A 17,848-nucleotide genomic window follows, 5' to 3' on the forward strand; every position below is an offset into this window, starting at 1 on the left:
GGGGGAGAAAGGGGATTACCTTAATGCATCGTTATTTACCAACGACAGAGCAAGATCGTCAAGAGATGTTAAAAGTAGTAGGTGTTTCATCAGTTGATGAATTATTTAGTGATATTCCTGAAAAAGTTCGTTTTAATGGCTTATTAAACATTAAAAAAGCAAAATCTGAATCTGATTTAATTCAGGAGTTAAGCGAATTAGCGAATAAAAACGCTAACTTAAGAGAGTATGTTTCTTTCTTAGGTGCTGGTGTTTATGATCATTACTTACCAACAGTTGTAGATCATGTTATATCTCGTTCAGAGTTTTATACTGCCTATACGCCATATCAACCTGAGATTTCACAAGGTGAACTTCAAGCAATTTTTGAATTCCAAACGATGATTTGTGAATTAACAGGAATGGATGTAGCAAACTCTTCAATGTATGACGGAGGTACTTCTCTTGCTGAAGCGACTACTTTAGCAGCTGGTCATACTGGTAAAAAGCGCATTTTAGTTTCAAAAGCTGTTCACCCACAATCACGTGAAGTTATTTTATCTTATGCTAAAGGTCAACACTTAGAGGTTGTTGAAATTGGACTTAAAGATGGAAAAACTGATCTAGAAGAGCTTAAAAATGAAATGAATGATAATGTTGCTTGTGTTGTTGTTCAATACCCTAACTTCTATGGACAAATTGAAGAATTAGATCAAATTGAGCCAATTGCTCATACAGGTAAAAGCTTATTCGTAGTTTCAAGTAATCCATTAGCATTAGCAGCTTTAACTCCTCCAGGAGAATTTGGAGCAGATATCGTTGCTGGTGACGCGCAAACATTTGGTATTCCAACTCAATTTGGTGGGCCTCACTGTGGATACTTTGCAACTACAACTAAATTAATGCGTAAAATGCCAGGTCGCCTAGTTGGTCAAACTGTTGATGGTGAAGGCCGTCGCGGTTTCGTATTAACATTACAAGCGCGTGAGCAACATATTCGTCGTGACAAAGCGACTTCGAATATTTGTTCAAACCAAGCATTAAATGCATTAGCAGCTTCTGTTGCAATGACAGCTCTTGGTAAAAATGGTGCAGTTGAAATGGCAACTCAAAATATTCAACGTACTCAATATATGAAAAAGAAATTAACTGAAAATGGAATTTCAGTAGTATTCGATGGCGCAGCATTTAACGAACTTGTTATCGATGTAAAACAAAATGTTTCTGAAATTAATAAACAGTTATTTACAAAGAAAATTATCGGTGGTTATGACTTAGCAAAAGTTGAACCTACTATGGAAAATCATATGTTAATCGCAGTAACAGAATTACGTTCTAAACAACATATTGATACTTTTGTAGAAGAACTAGCATTATTAGTAGACGGAAAGGGGATGCAACATGCTGAAGGATCAACCGTTAGTTTTTGAGATGAGTAAAGAAGGTCGTATCGCATATAGTCTTCCAACGATGGACGTTGAGGAGTTCGATATTGAGGAAGTAATTCCAGCGGCTTATGTTCGTAAAGAAAAAGCAAATTTACCTGAAGTATCTGAATTAGATTTAATGCGTCATTATACAGCGCTTTCAAAAAGAAATCATGGTGTAGATTCTGGATTCTATCCACTTGGATCTTGTACAATGAAATACAATCCAAAAATTAACGAAGCTGTTGCACGTATGGCCGGTTTTGCACATGTTCATCCACTACAAGATGAGTATTCTGTTCAAGGTGCATTAGAATTAATGCATGAGCTTCAACAAGAATTAAAAGAAATTACTGGAATGGATGAAGTAACTTTACAACCAGCTGCTGGTGCACATGGTGAGTGGACTGGATTAATGATTATCCGTGCATATCACGAAAGCCGCGGTGACTTCAACCGTACTAAAGTAATCGTACCTGACTCTGCTCACGGTACTAACCCAGCATCTGCAACTGTTGCAGGTTTCGAAACAATCACAGTTAAATCAAATGAAAAAGGCTTAGTTGACTTAGATGATTTACGTCGTGTAGTTGATGAAAACGTTGCAGCATTAATGCTTACGAATCCAAATACATTAGGCCTATTTGAAGAAGATATTTATGAAATTGCTGAGATCATACATGCTGCAGGCGGAAAAGTATATTATGATGGAGCTAACTTAAATGCTGTATTAAGTAAAGCACGCCCTGGAGATATGGGATTTGATGTAGTACATTTAAATCTTCACAAAACATTCACTGGTCCACACGGTGGCGGTGGCCCTGGTTCAGGACCTGTAGGGGTTAAAGCAGATTTAATTCCATACTTACCAGCACCAATCGTTGAAAAAGTTGGAGAAGAATATGTTTTAAATTTCGATCGTCCAGAGTCAATCGGTCGTGTAAAACCTTTCTTTGGAAACTTTGGAATTAATGTTCGTGCATATACTTACATTCGTTCAATGGGTCCAGAAGGATTAAAACAAGTAACAGAAGATGCAGTTTTAAATGCTAACTATATGATGCGTCGTTTAGAACCATATTTTGACCTACCATTCGATCGTCATTGTAAGCATGAGTTCGTATTAAGTGGAAAACGTCAAAAGAAATTAGGTGTTCGTACTTTAGATATCGCAAAACGCCTATTAGATTTTGGTTACCACCCACCAACAATTTACTTCCCATTAAACGTGGAAGAATGTATTATGATTGAACCAACTGAAACTGAATCAAAAGAAACATTAGATTCATTTATCGATACAATGATTACAATTGCTAAAGAAGCTGAAGAAAACCCAGAAATCGTACAAGAGGCTCCACATACAACTGTTGTAAGTCGTCTTGACGAAACTTTAGCAGCTCGTAAACCTGTATTACGTTATATTAAAGCATAAATCAAAAAGTTCCCTCATCGAAGGGAACTTTTTTTATGGTCGTATTTCTAAATAGGAATATAGAATATTATTAAAATGAAACGCGTGTTTTTAGACCTTCTTAAAATCTATTTAATCCGATTAATCCGACCATCAAATGCCTGGACCAATGATTGCTTTTGTTTCTTCACATAAACTTCAAATGCATCTAAATCTGTTGGACCTTCTACTTTCTTTTTACCTAATAGCAATACCGAGAAATTGTCACCGCCATTTGCAAGATAGCTATTTGTAGTGACAGTATAACTAGCTTGTGGGTTAATTGGCGTACCATCTGTTCGCATGATATTAATCACTTTTTGACCAGAATCTTTCGTATTATCCCATGTGTATTTTAAACCTGATATTTGTAGCATCCGAACACTACCATTTTCCTGCCATTGCTGATTGAGAAGTTCCCGGATTTGTTCACCAGACAATGTCATTTTAACGAGTTTAATTTTAAATGGTTGGATTGTGAACAATTCATCCAAAGTTATATCCCCTTTTGGGAGATCAGCACGTATTCCACTAAAGTTCATAAATGCGAAATCAGACTTCATTGCAAGACGTTGTGAATCTGCAATCATATTTCCTAAACTAGATTCTCCATTGTGATTCTTCTTACTTAAAATATCGTTTGCAGCTTTTCCAACGATTTTATTTACAATAGGTTCAATTTTAGATTCATAATTTTGTATCATTTTCTTTATTTCAAGATCTGGTCTAATACCATCTCGGTAGACCATCTTTATACTTGCCTTTTTGTCTACAATATCTTTCGTATGAGGATCAATTGTTAAAAGAATGTCAGAGAAAGATATACCATAAGAGTAGGATTGAACAATCAGCTTTCCGTCTACTTCTTTGTTAAGATAAGTATGTGTATGTCCAGAAATTATTACGTCAACTTCATCATCCATTTTTTTTGCCATTCTAACGATTTCACCTGTCGCATTTCCATTTGCTTTGGACTGATTTCCACCATTATGTGCCAATACCACAATTGTTTTTACACCATGTTTTTTAAGTGTTTTTACTGAATTATTGATTGCTTTTACTTCATCAATAAACTTAACGCCATCTGTTTTATGTGGTGGTGCAATCTTTGGAGTATCTTTTATTACGACGCCGATAAATCCAATCGGTACGCCATTAATATTTTTTATACTGTATGGGGGCAGAATGGTCTTGCCTGTATGATCGTCGATTACGTTTGCGCATATATACGGGAAATTTGCCCCAGTAAAATAACCAGTATTTTGATTGTTTCCTCCTCGGATCAACCTCAACATTTCATTCACACCACGATCGAATTCATGGTTTCCTAGAGTCCCATAGTCAAAACCCATCTTGTTTAATACTTCAATTGTAGGTTCATCCTGAAGAAAAGAAGAGATTGGAGGACTTCCACCAACCATGTCACCAGCATGCACTAAAATAGTATGTTTATTTTCTTTTTTCTTCTGATTTAAATATGCGGATAGATATTCTACTCCGCCAACATTCCTGCCGTTAAATTTTCGGGTCGTATCTAATTGTCCATGAAAATCATTAATGCTAAGTAATTGTACATGAATGAAACGGTTCTTAACTTTCTTGGGGTTAATAGGAATGTTTCTAGCAGCCGGTTTACTAGAAACCATAAATACTCCTGCAGATAATGTGGTCGTAAGAACAAAAGCAAGAACTGCTTTTTTCAATGCGTTCCAATTCAATAGATTTCCCTCCTAATTTGCTAGTAGGTTACTTCCTAAGCATAGGGAAGGATTGTTAAAGCTTCTTTACCCTAGTGTGAATTTTCAGTTAAACTTTAATACTAGCTATTAATACGCTCTTAAGAAATATTAACGATTTTTAAAATTATTTTTTAATTGCATTTTTATACAATACATAAAATGCTCCAACAGTAATACAAGGCATAAAAGAAGAACAGGGGGAGAAGGGACTAAAGAGTAATAGAGTATTTAAAAACTACGATTATACCTATACTCGTGATTGCTCCATTACCTACGTTTAATTAGTGGATTTTATAAAACTAAACCCTTCCCAAAAGAATCTACAATTTCTAATTGCCATTCTTTTCACTAAAATTGAATAAATACACACAACAACATTAAATTCTTTTTGTAACATACTAAAGATTCCCAAAAAACTTATTAAATGGTGTTGATTTTTTCTCACATAAGGAGGATAATTGTAACATTATTTTTAACTGAAAATTAACTAAATTAGGGGTAATAAAAATGAAAATCGTAAAGTTTGGTGGATCTTCATTAGCCACTTCGGAACAAATTGAAAAAGTATTTCAAATTGTTACATCAGATGTTGAACGTAAAATTATCGTTGTATCTGCACCAGGTAAAAGATTTCCAGATGATATCAAAGTTACCGATTTACTAATTAGTTGCGCACAACTTGCTCTACAGGGAAAGGATTATTCGAAAGAATTCATTCAAATTATTCAAAGGTATTCTGAAATTGCAAATGGATTAGGTTTATCTGAGAATATTATGAATGAAATTTTACTAGGTATCGAACTTTCTTTAAGTAGTAAAAAGGATCATCCTGCAAGATATATGGATGCTGTTATGGCATGTGGGGAAGATAATTGTGCTAGATTAGTAGCGTCATATTTTCAGTTAAAAGAACTTGAGGCAAGTTATATTAATCCAAAAGAAGCAGGTTTATTTGTTACAAATGAACCAGGACATGCCCAAGTTTTAGCAAAAAGCTATGAGAACTTATTCGAATTGAGAAAAAAATCTGGAATTCTTATTTTCCCAGGATTCTTTGGCTATTCAGAAGATGGACATATCGTTACATTTTCTCGCAGTGGCTCAGATATTACTGGTTCTGTTGTTGCCAACGGAGTTAAAGCTTCTTTATATGAAAACTTTACTGATGTTGATGCAGTTTTTTCTGTAAATCCTGCGATTATTCATAATCCTAAGGAAATAAAAGAATTAACTTATCGAGAAATGAGGGAGTTATCTTATGCAGGCTTTAACGTATTTCATGACGAAGCATTGATACCTGCCTTTCAAGCTGGAATTCCAGTTAACATTAAAAATACGAATAATCCAACTGCTCCTGGTTCACGAATTGTTAAGGAACGTACGTTATCAAACGGTCCATTAATTGGGATCGCGAGTGATAATGGATTTTGTAGTATTTATATAAGCAAGTATTTAATGAACAGAGAAATAGGATTTGGGCGTAAATTATTGCAAATACTTGAGGATTATCAGATTTCATATGAGCATCAACCAAGTGGAATCGACGATATTTCGATTATTATTCGTCAAAATCAATTACCAGTTGAATTAGAGTTTCAAATTATTAAACGGATCCAAGATGAATTAGATGCAGACCATGTTGTCGTTGAAAGAGACCTTGCCTTGATCATGTTAGTAGGTGAGGGGATGCGTCATAATGTTGGTACTACTGCACGAGCGAGTAAGGCATTAGCAAATGCGGGAATAAATATTGAAATGATAAACCAAGGTTCTTCAGAAGTAAGTATGATGTTTGGCGTTAAAACATGCGATGAGAAAAAAGCAGTACAAGTTATTTATGAAGAATTCTTCTCAAAAAATGTCATCTAACTAAATTAGTAAAATATAGATGAATAGAATAAACATCTAAAGTAATTCCAGAAAATGGAATACATAAGGAGTAAATGAATATGACAGAAAAAGAAATACAATTACTTCAGTGTATTGAACAAAATGGACGCTTAAGTAATGACGTAATAGCAAAAATGATAGGAGCTACTGAAAAAGAGGTAGCAGATATATTAACAAAATTTGAAAACGATCGCATAATTCTTCAATATATTACGCTTATTGATTGGGGGAAAGTGCCAGTTCAAGAAAGTATAACTGCAATGATTGATGTAAAAGTAGCTCCAAAACGTGGCGTAGGGTTTGATGAGATTGCTGAAAAAATCTATTTATACCCAGAAGTTAAATCAGTTTATTTGATGTCCGGAACATATGACTTATCAGTTGTAGTTGAAGGAAAAACAATGACATCAATTGCTTCATTTGTATCCCAAAAACTATCGACTTTAGAATCTATTTTATCAACGACTACCCATTTTATTTTAAAACGTTATAAACATGATAGTATCGTATACGGTCAAAAACAAAGTGATAAGCGTATGGTGATTACGCCATGAGTAAATTTAACTTATCAAATACAGTAACTACACTACAACCATCAGGGATTCGAAAGTTTTTTGATTTAGCGGCTAGTATGGATAATGTCATTTCACTTGGGGTAGGTGAACCCGATTTTGTCACGCCTTGGAACGTGAGAGAAGCAAGTATTTATTCATTAGAAACAGGACATACGGCATATACTTCAAATGCTGGACTCCTAGAATTACGTCAAGAAGTAAGCCGATATTTTGCTAAGAAGTTTGATGTGCATTATAGTCCAGAAGATGAATTAATTATAACTGTAGGGGCAAGTCAAGGGATTGATATTGCTTTAAGAACAATTTTAAATCCAGGAGACGAAGTAATCGTTATTGATCCATGCTTTGTTTCGTATGCTCCTCTAGTTTCACTAGCAGGCGGTGTTCCAGTTCATTTATCAACGACAGGAGAAGAAGAATTTAAAATCAATCTTCAAGCGTTGAAAAAGAAACTTACACCGAAAACAAAGGCGATTTTACTTTGTAATCCTAATAATCCAACTGGTACTCTACTAGAAAAAGAATTATTAGAAGATTTAGCCGTATTTGTTAAAAAACATAATTTAATAGTCATTTCAGATGAAATTTATGCTGAGCTTGTTTATGATGGTGAATATACAAGCTTTGCAAATATCGATGGTATGCGAGACCATACAATTTTAATTTCTGGATTCTCTAAGACATTTGCAATGACAGGCTGGCGACTTGGAATTGTTGCAGCACCTTCGGACATTATTTCTCATATGCTTAAAGTTCATCAATATGCAATTATGTGTGCACCAACTATGTCACAGCATGCTGCAGTTGAAGCACTTCGAAATGGAGATCATGATGTAGAAGCAATGCGACGTAGTTATATGCAACGTCGTAATTTCCTTGTGCAATCTCTTCAAGAAATTGGATTATCATGTCATCTCCCAGGTGGAGCTTTTTATGTATTCCCATCAATACAGAATACTGGCTTAACATCAGAGGAGTTCGCTGAACAATTATTATTAAAAGAGAGAGTAGCGGTCGTCCCGGGAAATGTTTTTGGAGATTGTGGTGAAGGGTATATTCGATGTTCTTACGCAACTTCATTAAATCAATTAATCGAAGCTACAAAAAGGATTAATCGATTCTTACAGACTCTTCCAACTTACCAACCAACAAATTTTATTAAAGTTGAAAGTAAATAAACGAAAAAAAGCTCTTGTTCTCTATTTAAGGAAACAAGAGCTTTTATTTTATTACAGTGTATAATTCATTTGTTTGAGCTTCAATTATTCTTTCAGTAAAAATTGATGTAATTAAGCAATCGTACCCTAAGGTTTCACATAATATCCAGTTATTTTGCATTTCTAGAGGTAACGATTTTATTCTATCTTTTAATTCATTCATAAGAGTTCCTGAAAAAAATAAATACGGAACGATTATTACTTGATGATTTTTTTCAGTCAATAGTTGATTCCATGCTTCGTTTATCGACGGCTTTGAAACTGCCATAAAAGCGGGGAGTACAGGATGCTTTAAATTTGTTTCAAGATGTTTAACGATTGAATTGAAATCATCTATCGTTAATGGATCACTACTTCCTCGTCCAACTAGCAATATTTTAGTTGGCTTTATTAAATACTTAACCTTTTCATTAATTCGCTTTTGGATTAAATTGATCATATTTTTGTGTATTCCGATTGGAGAGGCAATTTTTATTTTTATATGCGGATATACCTTTTGAAATTTAGCGATTTCAAGAGGTATATCCACCTTTGCATGATTTGCAGAAAGGAGTAAAACCGGCAATACTGTTACCGATTTAGCTCCTTTACGCAAACAATTCTCTAATCCTACTGAAATTGATGGTTCTGCGAGTTCAATAAAACTAATTTCTTGAATAGGGCAATCGATTTGTTTTTGTACTTTTTTAACAAATTGTATGGCTGAATGGACAGCCGATTTTACACGGCTGCCATGACATACATATAAGATTGCATCCATTCTAAAGCACCTCGTTCCATTTTAAGGGAGAATTTATAGACTTGAGTAATTAATGTTTGTATGTTCAGTGATCGCGTTATAGTTTGTCTCAAACCATTGTAATTGATGGTGTAAATTTACTACTTCTCCTACGATAATCATACTAGGATTGGCTATTTTTTCTTTTTCAATGTCAGTTATTACATTTTTTAGTGTACTAATGACAGTTCGCTGTTGTTCAGTCGTACCATAGTGAATCAGGGCAACGGGTGTGTCTTGATGTTTTCCATTTGAAATTAGTTGATGCCGAATATATGGTAAATTATTAACCCCCATATAAATTGCTAGTGTGTCAATGCCTTTTGCTAAAGAGGCCCATTTAACCGTATCCTCTTCTTTGCAATGACCTGTTACAAAAGCAAAGGAACTACTATAATCACGATGGGTGACAGGGATACCAGCATAAGCTGGAGCTGCTATACCTGATGTAATGCCAGGAACGATTTCAAAAGAGACACCACGTTCTACAAGATAAGTTGCTTCTTCACCACCACGACCAAAAATGAAAGGATCTCCACCTTTTAATCGAACTACGTTTTTTCCTTTTTTTGCATACTTCACTAAGAAAGCATTTATTGTTTCTTGTTTTAATGCATGGTAGTTTGGGAGTTTACCAGCGTATATTAACTCGACGGATTCTTTTGCATACTCTAATAGTTCCTTATTAACTAGTCGGTCATAAATAATGACATCTGCATTTTGAATGCACTTTAGTCCTTTTACTGTAATTAGATCAACGTCCCCTGGTCCAGCACCAACTAAATAAACTTTTCCAATCATTCCACACACCTCATCATCATCGTTTACTTAAAACTTCTAAATCTAAAACAAATCCACCACTTTGGCTAACTTTCTTTTTTTCATACATTAGTAATTCTTTAACGTCCGGTTTCTTAACATAAAACTTTTCAAGTTCTGTATCAACTAGTTTAAATGCTTTTTCATCATCATTTGCTAATATAACAATAGGAACGATACGACTTTCGATTGATGCTTCAAATCGATATAAAAACATATGTCACCGACTTTCTTTAAGATGCATTGACAGTTTCAAGAATGGAAGTTAAATAGGTTTGTAATTCTTCAATTCCAACTCTTGATACATAATCTAAAAAGGTTTCTGAAGGTAGTTTATTTTCGCTAAAGTGCTGCAAGAATTTTTCTAATACTAGGTGGAGGGCAGGGGATTCAACCTTCCCTTTTAATTTTTCATTTAATTTACCACCATTGGCTAATGTACCACCTACATAAATTTCAAAAGCCTCTACTAATTCTTTTTTCTCATTACGAGCCTTGATGCCTTGAAGTCCTATATCAGCGATTGCTCTTTGACCACAAGAGTTAGGGCAACCAACCATGTGAATTCTAACTGGTACATCTAAAGTAATTTTTTCATCTAAATAAGATGCTGTATCCTTCATACGAGCCTTCGTTTCAACTAATGCTAAATTGCAGTATTCATTTCCTGTACAAGCAACAGAGTAACCAATAAATTTTGGAGGTATTGGAGTGAATTTTTCAAGTATTGGTTCTTTCAATAATTCCTCAATATTTTCAGCTGGAATATTTGGTAAAATTAAATTTTGTGAATTACAATTACGTATTTCACCATTACCGTATTTTTTAACAATTCTAGCTAATTCAAAAACATCCTTAGAATGCAATCTTCCAACAGGTATACTTAATCCAACATAATTTAATCCTTCTTGCTTTTGTGGATGAACTCCATAAAAATATCCTGCATTCCATGACTCTTCAAAGCCAGTTCCTTTTGGTAATAGCTTACCTGTATATCCTTCTAAAACTTCTTTAAACTTTTCAACGCCCCAATCAGCGACTAAAAACTTTAAACGAGAGTGATGGCGTTTCTCACGGTAGCCATAATCTCTAAAGATTGTAGTAACGGCGATCGCAACTTCTTTCACTTGATGTGGTAACAAGAATACATCAAGTTCTTGAGCTAAATGTGGAGCGGAAGATAGCCCACCACCAACTTTTAAATGGAAACCACAAGTTTCTTTGCCGTCAATTTCTTTAATAGCCGGAATAAATGAAATGCAGTTAATTTCTGCATTTGACGCATTATTTTTATTTGTACTGATCGACATTTTATATTTTCTAGGTAGATTGGAGAACTCTTCATTAAACTGAAAGAATTCATAAACTTCCTTTACGATAGGTGTAGTATCAAATAATTCATTAGGATCAATTCCTGCAAGTGGATTTCCAACGATATTACGTGTAATATCACCGCATGCCCCAGCACTAGATAGACCAACTTTTTCTAAACGTGTGAAAATATCTGGAATTTGATCAATTGTTAACCAATGAAATTGGATCGCTTGACGGGTTGTAATATCATACACATCTCGACCATAATCGCGAGCGATTTCTGCTAATGTTATAAGCTGTTCATGTGTTAGTATGCCAGACGGAACATTAACTCGCATCATAAAATATCCGGCTTCTTTTGGTTTTTGTAAATAGCATCCAGCCCACTTGAATAAATCCCATTGATCTTTTGGAATTGATTCAAACCCATTTTTTGCATAGTAGGGGATGTCATCATAGATTTTAAGTCCATCCTTAACGAGTTTCTTTTTCTCAGTTTCATTTAGCTTAAGATTGTCTTTCCAAATTTTTTCAAATGCCATCGAAAATCACCTTACCCAATATAATTTTTACTCTTTAAAAATTGAAGTATTGTTTCAACACAATCTTGTACAGATTGTTTATCAGTATTTAATATAATTTCTGGATTGATTGGTGCCTCATACGGAGAGCTGATGCCCGTAAAGTTTTGAATTTCACCATTTTTTGCTTTTTTATAAAGTCCTTTCGGATCTCTACTCTCACAAGTTTCAACGGAGCATTCTACGTAAACTTCAATAAACTCGTCTTGTTCGACTAATGACCGAACGATATTTCGATCAGCAATAAAAGGGGAGATAAAAGCCGTTAAGACAATTTGCCCGTTATCTACAAAGAGTTTTGCTACTTCACCAATTCGTCTGATGTTTTCAGTTCTGTCAAAATCAGTGAAACCTAGATCTTTGTTTAAGCCATGACGAATATTATCACCATCTAATACGTATTGTTGAACATTAAGATGGTATAAAGCTTTTGCAATCTCGTTAGCAATCGTCGATTTACCTGAAGCGGATAAACCAGTAAACCATAAAATACAGCTGTGGTGATTGTTTTTTTGTCGGCGATCTTCTTTTGAAATACTAGCTTGATGCCAAACGATATTTTCAGACATTCAACTTTTCTCCTATTCTACAGAAATTGATTCAGGTTCTTTTAAACCTTCAATTAGTACTTCTACAACTTCTTTTCTACTAAAAGCAGAAGGAGGAAGTTCACCTTTTTTTAGCATTTCACGAACCTTCGTACCTGATAAAGTTACGTGATGCTCGCTACCATGCGGGCATGTTTTGGTTGATGCCATATTCTCGCACTTTGTGCAATAGAAACTATTTTCAAAGAATAGTAGAGAGATTCCTAATTCATCTTGTGAAAACTTTTGAAATATTTTTTGTGCATCATAAGTTCCATAGTAGTTGCCGACACCAGCATGATCACGTCCAACAATAAAATGTGTACAGCCATAATTTTTTCGAACAATTGAATGGAAAATAGCTTCTCTTGGTCCCGCATAACGCATTGCGGCAGGGAATACGGCTAAAAATACACGATCTGAAGGATAATAGTTTTGGAGTAAGACCTTATAGCTTTTCATTCGAACTTCTGCAGGAATATCGTCCGATTTTGTCTCACCAACTAATGGGTTTAAGAATAATCCATCTACAATTTCAAGTGCGGTTTTCTGAATATATTCATGGGCACGATGAACAGGATTACGAGTTTGGAACCCAACTATTTTTTTCCAATTTAATGATGCGAATTTTTCTCTCGTTTCTTTTGGACTTAAATAATGTTCAGAGAATTGAGAACGATTAATTTGTCTAATAACAGTTACTTCGCCACCTAAATAAACATCACCACGGGAATACATTTTTGCTACTCCAGGGTGGTTTGTGTCAGTAGTACCAAAAACAAACTGTGCCTCTAGTAATTTGTTAGGTGTATAAATATCATCAATCCTTAACAAGCCATACACATTATTTTCCCAAGTTAGTTTAACTTGTTCGCCTAGTTTTAGATTACTAGCTATCTTTCCACTTACAGGAAGGGTAATTGGAATACTCCATACAGTCCCATCTTTTAATCGCATTGTGCTTACGACTTGCTCATAATCATCTTTTCCTAAATAACCAGTTAGGGGACTATAAGCTCCATTTCCAATTAACTCTAGATCACTTAACGCAATTAAATCTAAAGGAATTTCCTTTATACCATCCTTAACAGTAACTTCTGGATTAAATCGATTAATTAAGACTCCGCCATGTGGAGGTAAACTCATTTCTAAACACTCCTTAAATTTTCCTATTTTAATAGTTAGTAAGAATAAACTTTCATTTTTTGCATTTAATAAAGACAACTAATCATGTAATCCACATTCAGTTTTTTGTGAACCAGACCAACGACCAGAGCGACTATCTGAAGAGTTTGAAGCAGGTAATGTACATACCTCACAACCAATGCTTGGGTACCCTATATCGTGTAATGGATTGTATGGGAGATTTTTGTAATATACATATCGCCAAACTTCCTTCCAAGTCCAGTGGATTAAGGGACAAACTTTAATTGAGCTGAACTTATTATCTAGATTAAGAAATTCTGTTTTTTGTCTTGACGGAGATTGTTCCCTTCTTAAGCCTGACACCCAGGCTGGAGCACTATTTAGAGCTTCTTGAAGTGGTAAGATTTTGCGTATATTACAGCACTTATTTGGTTCACGCTTCCATAACTCATCTCCATGAATACGAGCTTGCTCTTCTAAAGTCAGACTTGGTGTTTTCTTTTCTATTTGTAAGCTTGGATAGTTAGCTTGTACGCGATCTATTAATTCATAAGTTTCCTTAAAATGTAGGCCGGTCTCTAAAAAAACAACCTTTGCATCAGGTTTTACTTTTGAAATTAAATCAATTAGTAAGATTCCCTCAACTCCAAAGCTACAAGCATAAACTAGATCATCACCATAGGTTTTGTAAGCCCACTCGAGTACTTCAAGTGCACCTTTTGTTTCATTATCAATCGAAAAGTCTGGAATACTTTTCTCGTTCCAATTTTCAAATCTCATATTACTTTCCTCCAATTGACTAAAGAAGCCAAGTTATCCTAAAAAGAAAAAGCAGCTCAAATCTACACTCTTCAAACGTAGACTTGAGCTGCCTCTAGTTTTTCTAGTCAGCAGGAACCTATTTACTTTAATCGTATTTTTTCTTGTTTTTCTACTTGAATAATTCTCCCATCTTGAACGACTAATGTGATTGTTCCAAATCTTAAACCATTTAGTAATGATTCCACGACCTCAATGATGGGTGTTAAGTCGTTGGTTTGGCTCATGAGCTTCCTCCTAGAATTTAATTACAACTAAGTCTATCAGAATTATATGGATTGTCAATTTCAAAAATGATAATTTATTTAAAATTTATATATTTCTTAATTTTGAATTATGTCATTAAAGCTCTCCAATATATGTCATAATAATAATTAAAAGTAAAAAACATTATGATAAATAATTCATTGAATTAATAATATTGGTACAATAGTTACAATTTGTTTTTGCATTTTAATATTTAACAAAAATTATTTTGTTCTTATAAGTTATTAATGAATATACAATTATTTAAGAAAGATAATAATGGAATAACAATTAGTTGCATCTAAAGGAGGATCTTTTTGACGATACTTCATAACGAACCATTAATTTCAGCCGTTATAGCGTGGTTTATTGCGCAGTTTTTAAAGGTCATTATCCATTTATTTAAAGAAAAAGAATTTGATATATCTAAGTTTTTTGCTTCTGGTGGTATGCCAAGTTCACATTCCTCAACAGTGACTGGGTTAGCACTAAGTGTTGGATTAACAGAAGGTTTTGAAAGTGTTACCTTCGCAATCTCAGCAATTTTTGCGACGATTATTATGTATGATGCTTCAGGTGTAAGATTGGCAGTTAGTAAACATGCAAAGTTATTAAATGATTTTTTTCATGGAAGAATTAAAAATTATAAAGCTTTAAATGAACTAGTAGGTCATACTTCATATGAAGTTGTTGTTGGAGCATTAATTGGAATCATCATTGCCATCATAGTTTCAAAATTTTAACGCTCTAATATAAATCAATTGATTTATATTATGAGCGTTTTTTTACACATTGAGAAATGATTAATCAATCGTCATTGAGGTAGACTTTACGACAAGGTGACACCTACCTCTGTGTCTTTGCTTTAAGATTTCAATCGGAGAGTTTTCTTTCTCTATTTTCTGACTCAAGATATAAATCAATAGTCGAATTTACATCAGTTTGATAAGATATTGGTAGGATATGTAAGTAAGGAGTGGAAAAATGAAAAGTACAGTAAGTGAAAATAGTGCTTGGAAAAAGGTGGGTCGAACGATTTATCAATTCCGATTTATTGTTATTGCAATTTTAGCTATATTTTCAATTATTCTAGGTATTTATTCGAAGCATTTACCTGGCATTTTAGATGGAGATGGTTTTAGGACACCTGGAGAGTACGAAAAAGCTAAGAATGTACTAGAAAAAGAATTTGAACAATCGCCAGATTCACTCATCATTATTCTCGAGCGGAAAAAGGGTGCCACAAGCGTCGAATTCCAATCTGATATTGAACGGATTGTGAAGGAAGTTCAAAAGGAAAAGAATGTAAAACAATTTCATCACCCTCTAATGAATCCGGGTATGAAAAAAGATAATATTGCCTACTTATCTCTTTTATACAATGAAAAGGATCACGATAAGCTTGTTGATCTAAACAATAAATTTGCAAAAAAATTAGAGTCTTTATCAAATGATACTGTAAAGGTAGGAACAACTGGTTTTACAATCATTAGTGATGTAATGAATAAAACTAGTCAAGAAGACTTAAAGAAAGCAGAAATGATTGGTGTACCGATTGCGTTTATTGTTCTATTTTTTGCATTTGGAAGTTTAGTTGCATCTGCTATTCCAATTATAATCGGTATGATTAGTATTTTAAGTACATTTGGAATATTATTCTTCATAGGTAAACATGTTGATTTATCAATCTTTGTCTTAAATGTTGCACCGATGATTGGATTAGCTTTATCAATCGATTTTGCCTTATTATTCGTAAGCCGTTATAAGACTGAATTACAGAACCATTCATCAGTGAAAGAAGCAATTAGTATAACGTTTGCAACTGCGGGTAGAGCGATTATTTTTTCTGGTATTTGCGTATTTATTGGATTATCAGCTCTGTACTTCATAAATATTGATCTTTTTAGAAGTGTCGCAATAAGTGGCGCAGTTGTTGTATTAGTTAGTTTATTTTTATCATTAACTCTATTACCAGCAGTACTATCAGCTCTTGGTAAAAATATTAATAAAGGTACGTTAAAATCGATTGCGAATCGAAGCCAAGATCAACAACAAGCAGTTTGGAGAAAATTTGCAAATTTCGTTATGAAAAGACCAATCATCATGGCACTAACGTCATTAATCATATTAGGTCTTTTCGTCATTCCAATTAGGGATGTGCACTTAAATATCCCTACAATTGATGCATTACCAAAGGATGCAACATCGAGAATTAATTATGAAAAATATCAAAAAGCTTTTCTTCCAGAAGCTCAAAAACATGGAACGATCTCAATTGTACTAGAATCTAATACGGACTTTTTAAATCAAAATAATGTAAACGCATTAGATAAAATACAGAAAAAGCTTGAAAATGACAAAAATGTTTATGAAGTTAAAAGTGTGTTGAATGCAGTTAATTTAAACGCTCAACAATTTTTACCTGCTTTAAAATCTCCAAACGCATCAAAAATTCAGCCTGCGATTGATGCCTATATTAAAAAGAATAAAACTTATATTCAAGTATTCTTGAATTCTGATCCAAAATCAGAAAAAGGGAAACAATGGGTAAGAGATTTTGAAGATAGATACAATGGTAAAATTGAAGGACTTGATTATACTATCGGTGGTCAAGTGAAATTTGAACAAGAATTATTTGATGAGATTACAGATAATATTGTATACGGTTTACTAGTGATTATGGTTAGTACTTTTATCATATTAATGATTGCATTTAGGTCCATTATCATTCCAATCAAAGCGATCTTAATGAATGTTTTATCTTTAAGTGCAACGTTTGGAATCATTACTTGGTTATTCCAAGGTGGTAATTTTGGCTTACCTCAATCTGATATTATGTTAATTTTGCCAGTGTTTGTTTTTGGATTAGTTTTCGGTTTAAGTATGGACTATGAAGTATTTTTAATGTCGAGAATGCAAGAGCTATACTATGAATCGGGAGATAATACTTATTCAACAAGAGAAGGGTTAGTATCGACGAGCCGAATTATCACATCAGCGGCATCCATTATGATTGTTATTACAGGGGCATTTGCTTTTACGGATATGGTACCTGTTAAACAGATGGGAATCGGGATTGCTATAGCCATTTTCTTAGATGCTACAATTGTTCGTTTAGTTTTAGTTCCTAGCTTAATGCAGTTATTTGGAAAATGGAATTGGTGGTTTCCATTTGCAAAAAATAAAACCGAGGAACCATCTAAACGAGTTGGGTAAATCAATTAAAAGAAACTGTTATTCATTTCATATTTGAGTAGCAGTTTTTTAAATTTAAGTGAATT

Annotated in this window: 16 protein-coding genes; 7 read left to right on the plus strand and 9 right to left on the minus strand. The window is 33.9% G+C overall.

Annotated elements, in window-relative coordinates; genetic code table 11:
• Positions 1-23 precede the first annotated feature (23 nt).
• A complete protein-coding gene (gene gcvPA / locus MY490_RS07630) occupies positions 24-1,409 on the plus strand; it encodes an aminomethyl-transferring glycine dehydrogenase subunit GcvPA (protein ID WP_248268680.1) in 1,386 nt (461 codons plus the stop codon).
• A complete protein-coding gene (gene gcvPB / locus MY490_RS07635; RefSeq protein WP_248268681.1) occupies positions 1,381-2,838 on the plus strand; it encodes an aminomethyl-transferring glycine dehydrogenase subunit GcvPB in 1,458 nt (485 codons plus the stop codon). Before gcvPA ends, gcvPB begins: the two co-directional genes overlap by 29 nt.
• A gap of 107 nt (positions 2,839-2,945) precedes the next feature.
• Here the strand turns inward: gcvPB and MY490_RS07640 are convergent, their stop codons facing one another.
• Positions 2,946-4,502 carry a bifunctional metallophosphatase/5'-nucleotidase gene (locus MY490_RS07640; protein WP_248269337.1) on the minus strand — a complete coding sequence of 519 codons (1,557 nt, stop codon included), beginning with the start codon at positions 4,500-4,502 and terminating at the stop codon, positions 2,946-2,948.
• 600 nt (positions 4,503-5,102) lie between these two features.
• Between MY490_RS07640 and MY490_RS07645 the strand changes: the two genes are divergently transcribed.
• From MY490_RS07645 to MY490_RS07655, 3 genes are all read left to right on the plus strand, one after another.
• The gene (locus MY490_RS07645) at positions 5,103-6,464 is read left to right on the plus strand and encodes an aspartate kinase (RefSeq protein ID WP_248268682.1); all 1,362 of its coding nucleotides are present in this window, start codon (positions 5,103-5,105) and stop codon (positions 6,462-6,464) included.
• 74 nt (positions 6,465-6,538) lie between these two features.
• The gene (locus tag MY490_RS07650; protein WP_248268683.1) at positions 6,539-7,039 is read left to right on the plus strand and encodes an Lrp/AsnC family transcriptional regulator; all 501 of its coding nucleotides are present in this window, start codon (positions 6,539-6,541) and stop codon (positions 7,037-7,039) included.
• Positions 7,036-8,238, plus strand: coding sequence for an aminotransferase (locus tag MY490_RS07655; protein ID WP_098428821.1), 1,203 nt, complete (start codon positions 7,036-7,038; stop codon positions 8,236-8,238). The genes MY490_RS07650 and MY490_RS07655 overlap by 4 nt, the downstream gene beginning before the upstream one ends.
• A 43-nt stretch (positions 8,239-8,281) precedes the next feature.
• Here the strand turns inward: MY490_RS07655 and MY490_RS07660 are convergent, their stop codons facing one another.
• The 8 genes from MY490_RS07660 to MY490_RS07695 all read right to left on the minus strand — a co-directional run bounded on the left by MY490_RS07660 (position 8,282) and on the right by MY490_RS07695 (position 14,548).
• Entirely contained in the window at positions 8,282-9,037 is a 756-nt protein-coding gene (locus MY490_RS07660; RefSeq protein ID WP_248268684.1) for a sirohydrochlorin chelatase, read from the minus strand.
• Between the two features lie 33 nt (positions 9,038-9,070).
• Positions 9,071-9,856 carry a uroporphyrinogen-III C-methyltransferase gene (gene cobA / locus MY490_RS07665; protein WP_248268685.1) on the minus strand — a complete coding sequence of 262 codons (786 nt, stop codon included), beginning with the start codon at positions 9,854-9,856 and terminating at the stop codon, positions 9,071-9,073.
• Between the two features lie 16 nt (positions 9,857-9,872).
• Positions 9,873-10,091, minus strand: a complete 219-nt coding sequence (locus MY490_RS07670) for a DUF3906 family protein (protein ID WP_114346287.1) — start codon at positions 10,089-10,091, stop codon at positions 9,873-9,875.
• Between the two features lie 16 nt (positions 10,092-10,107).
• A complete protein-coding gene (locus MY490_RS07675; protein ID WP_248268686.1) occupies positions 10,108-11,730 on the minus strand; it encodes a nitrite/sulfite reductase in 1,623 nt (540 codons plus the stop codon).
• 11 nt (positions 11,731-11,741) lie between these two features.
• Complete coding sequence (gene cysC / locus MY490_RS07680; RefSeq protein WP_248268687.1) at positions 11,742-12,338, minus strand: adenylyl-sulfate kinase; 597 nt, start codon at positions 12,336-12,338, stop codon at positions 11,742-11,744.
• Between the two features lie 12 nt (positions 12,339-12,350).
• Positions 12,351-13,502 (minus strand): sulfate adenylyltransferase, encoded by a 1,152-nt coding sequence (gene sat, locus MY490_RS07685; protein WP_248268688.1) that lies wholly within the window; start codon positions 13,500-13,502, stop codon positions 12,351-12,353.
• A 78-nt stretch (positions 13,503-13,580) separates the two neighbouring features.
• Positions 13,581-14,282: a phosphoadenylyl-sulfate reductase gene (locus tag MY490_RS07690; RefSeq protein WP_248268689.1), complete on the minus strand. Its 702-nt coding sequence runs from the start codon at positions 14,280-14,282 to the stop codon at positions 13,581-13,583.
• A gap of 122 nt (positions 14,283-14,404) precedes the next feature.
• The gene (locus MY490_RS07695; protein ID WP_097978548.1) at positions 14,405-14,548 is read right to left on the minus strand and encodes a YezD family protein; all 144 of its coding nucleotides are present in this window, start codon (positions 14,546-14,548) and stop codon (positions 14,405-14,407) included.
• A gap of 336 nt (positions 14,549-14,884) precedes the next feature.
• On the opposite strand from MY490_RS07695, the gene MY490_RS07700 reads away from it, so the two are divergent.
• The gene (locus MY490_RS07700) at positions 14,885-15,310 is read left to right on the plus strand and encodes a divergent PAP2 family protein (protein WP_248268690.1); all 426 of its coding nucleotides are present in this window, start codon (positions 14,885-14,887) and stop codon (positions 15,308-15,310) included.
• A gap of 241 nt (positions 15,311-15,551) precedes the next feature.
• Positions 15,552-17,783 carry an MMPL family transporter gene (locus MY490_RS07705; protein ID WP_248268691.1) on the plus strand — a complete coding sequence of 744 codons (2,232 nt, stop codon included), beginning with the start codon at positions 15,552-15,554 and terminating at the stop codon, positions 17,781-17,783.
• Positions 17,784-17,848 lie beyond the last annotated feature (65 nt).

Source organism: Gottfriedia acidiceleris (assembly GCF_023115465.1).
Classification (GTDB): domain Bacteria; phylum Bacillota; class Bacilli; order Bacillales; family Bacillaceae_G; genus Gottfriedia; species Gottfriedia acidiceleris_B.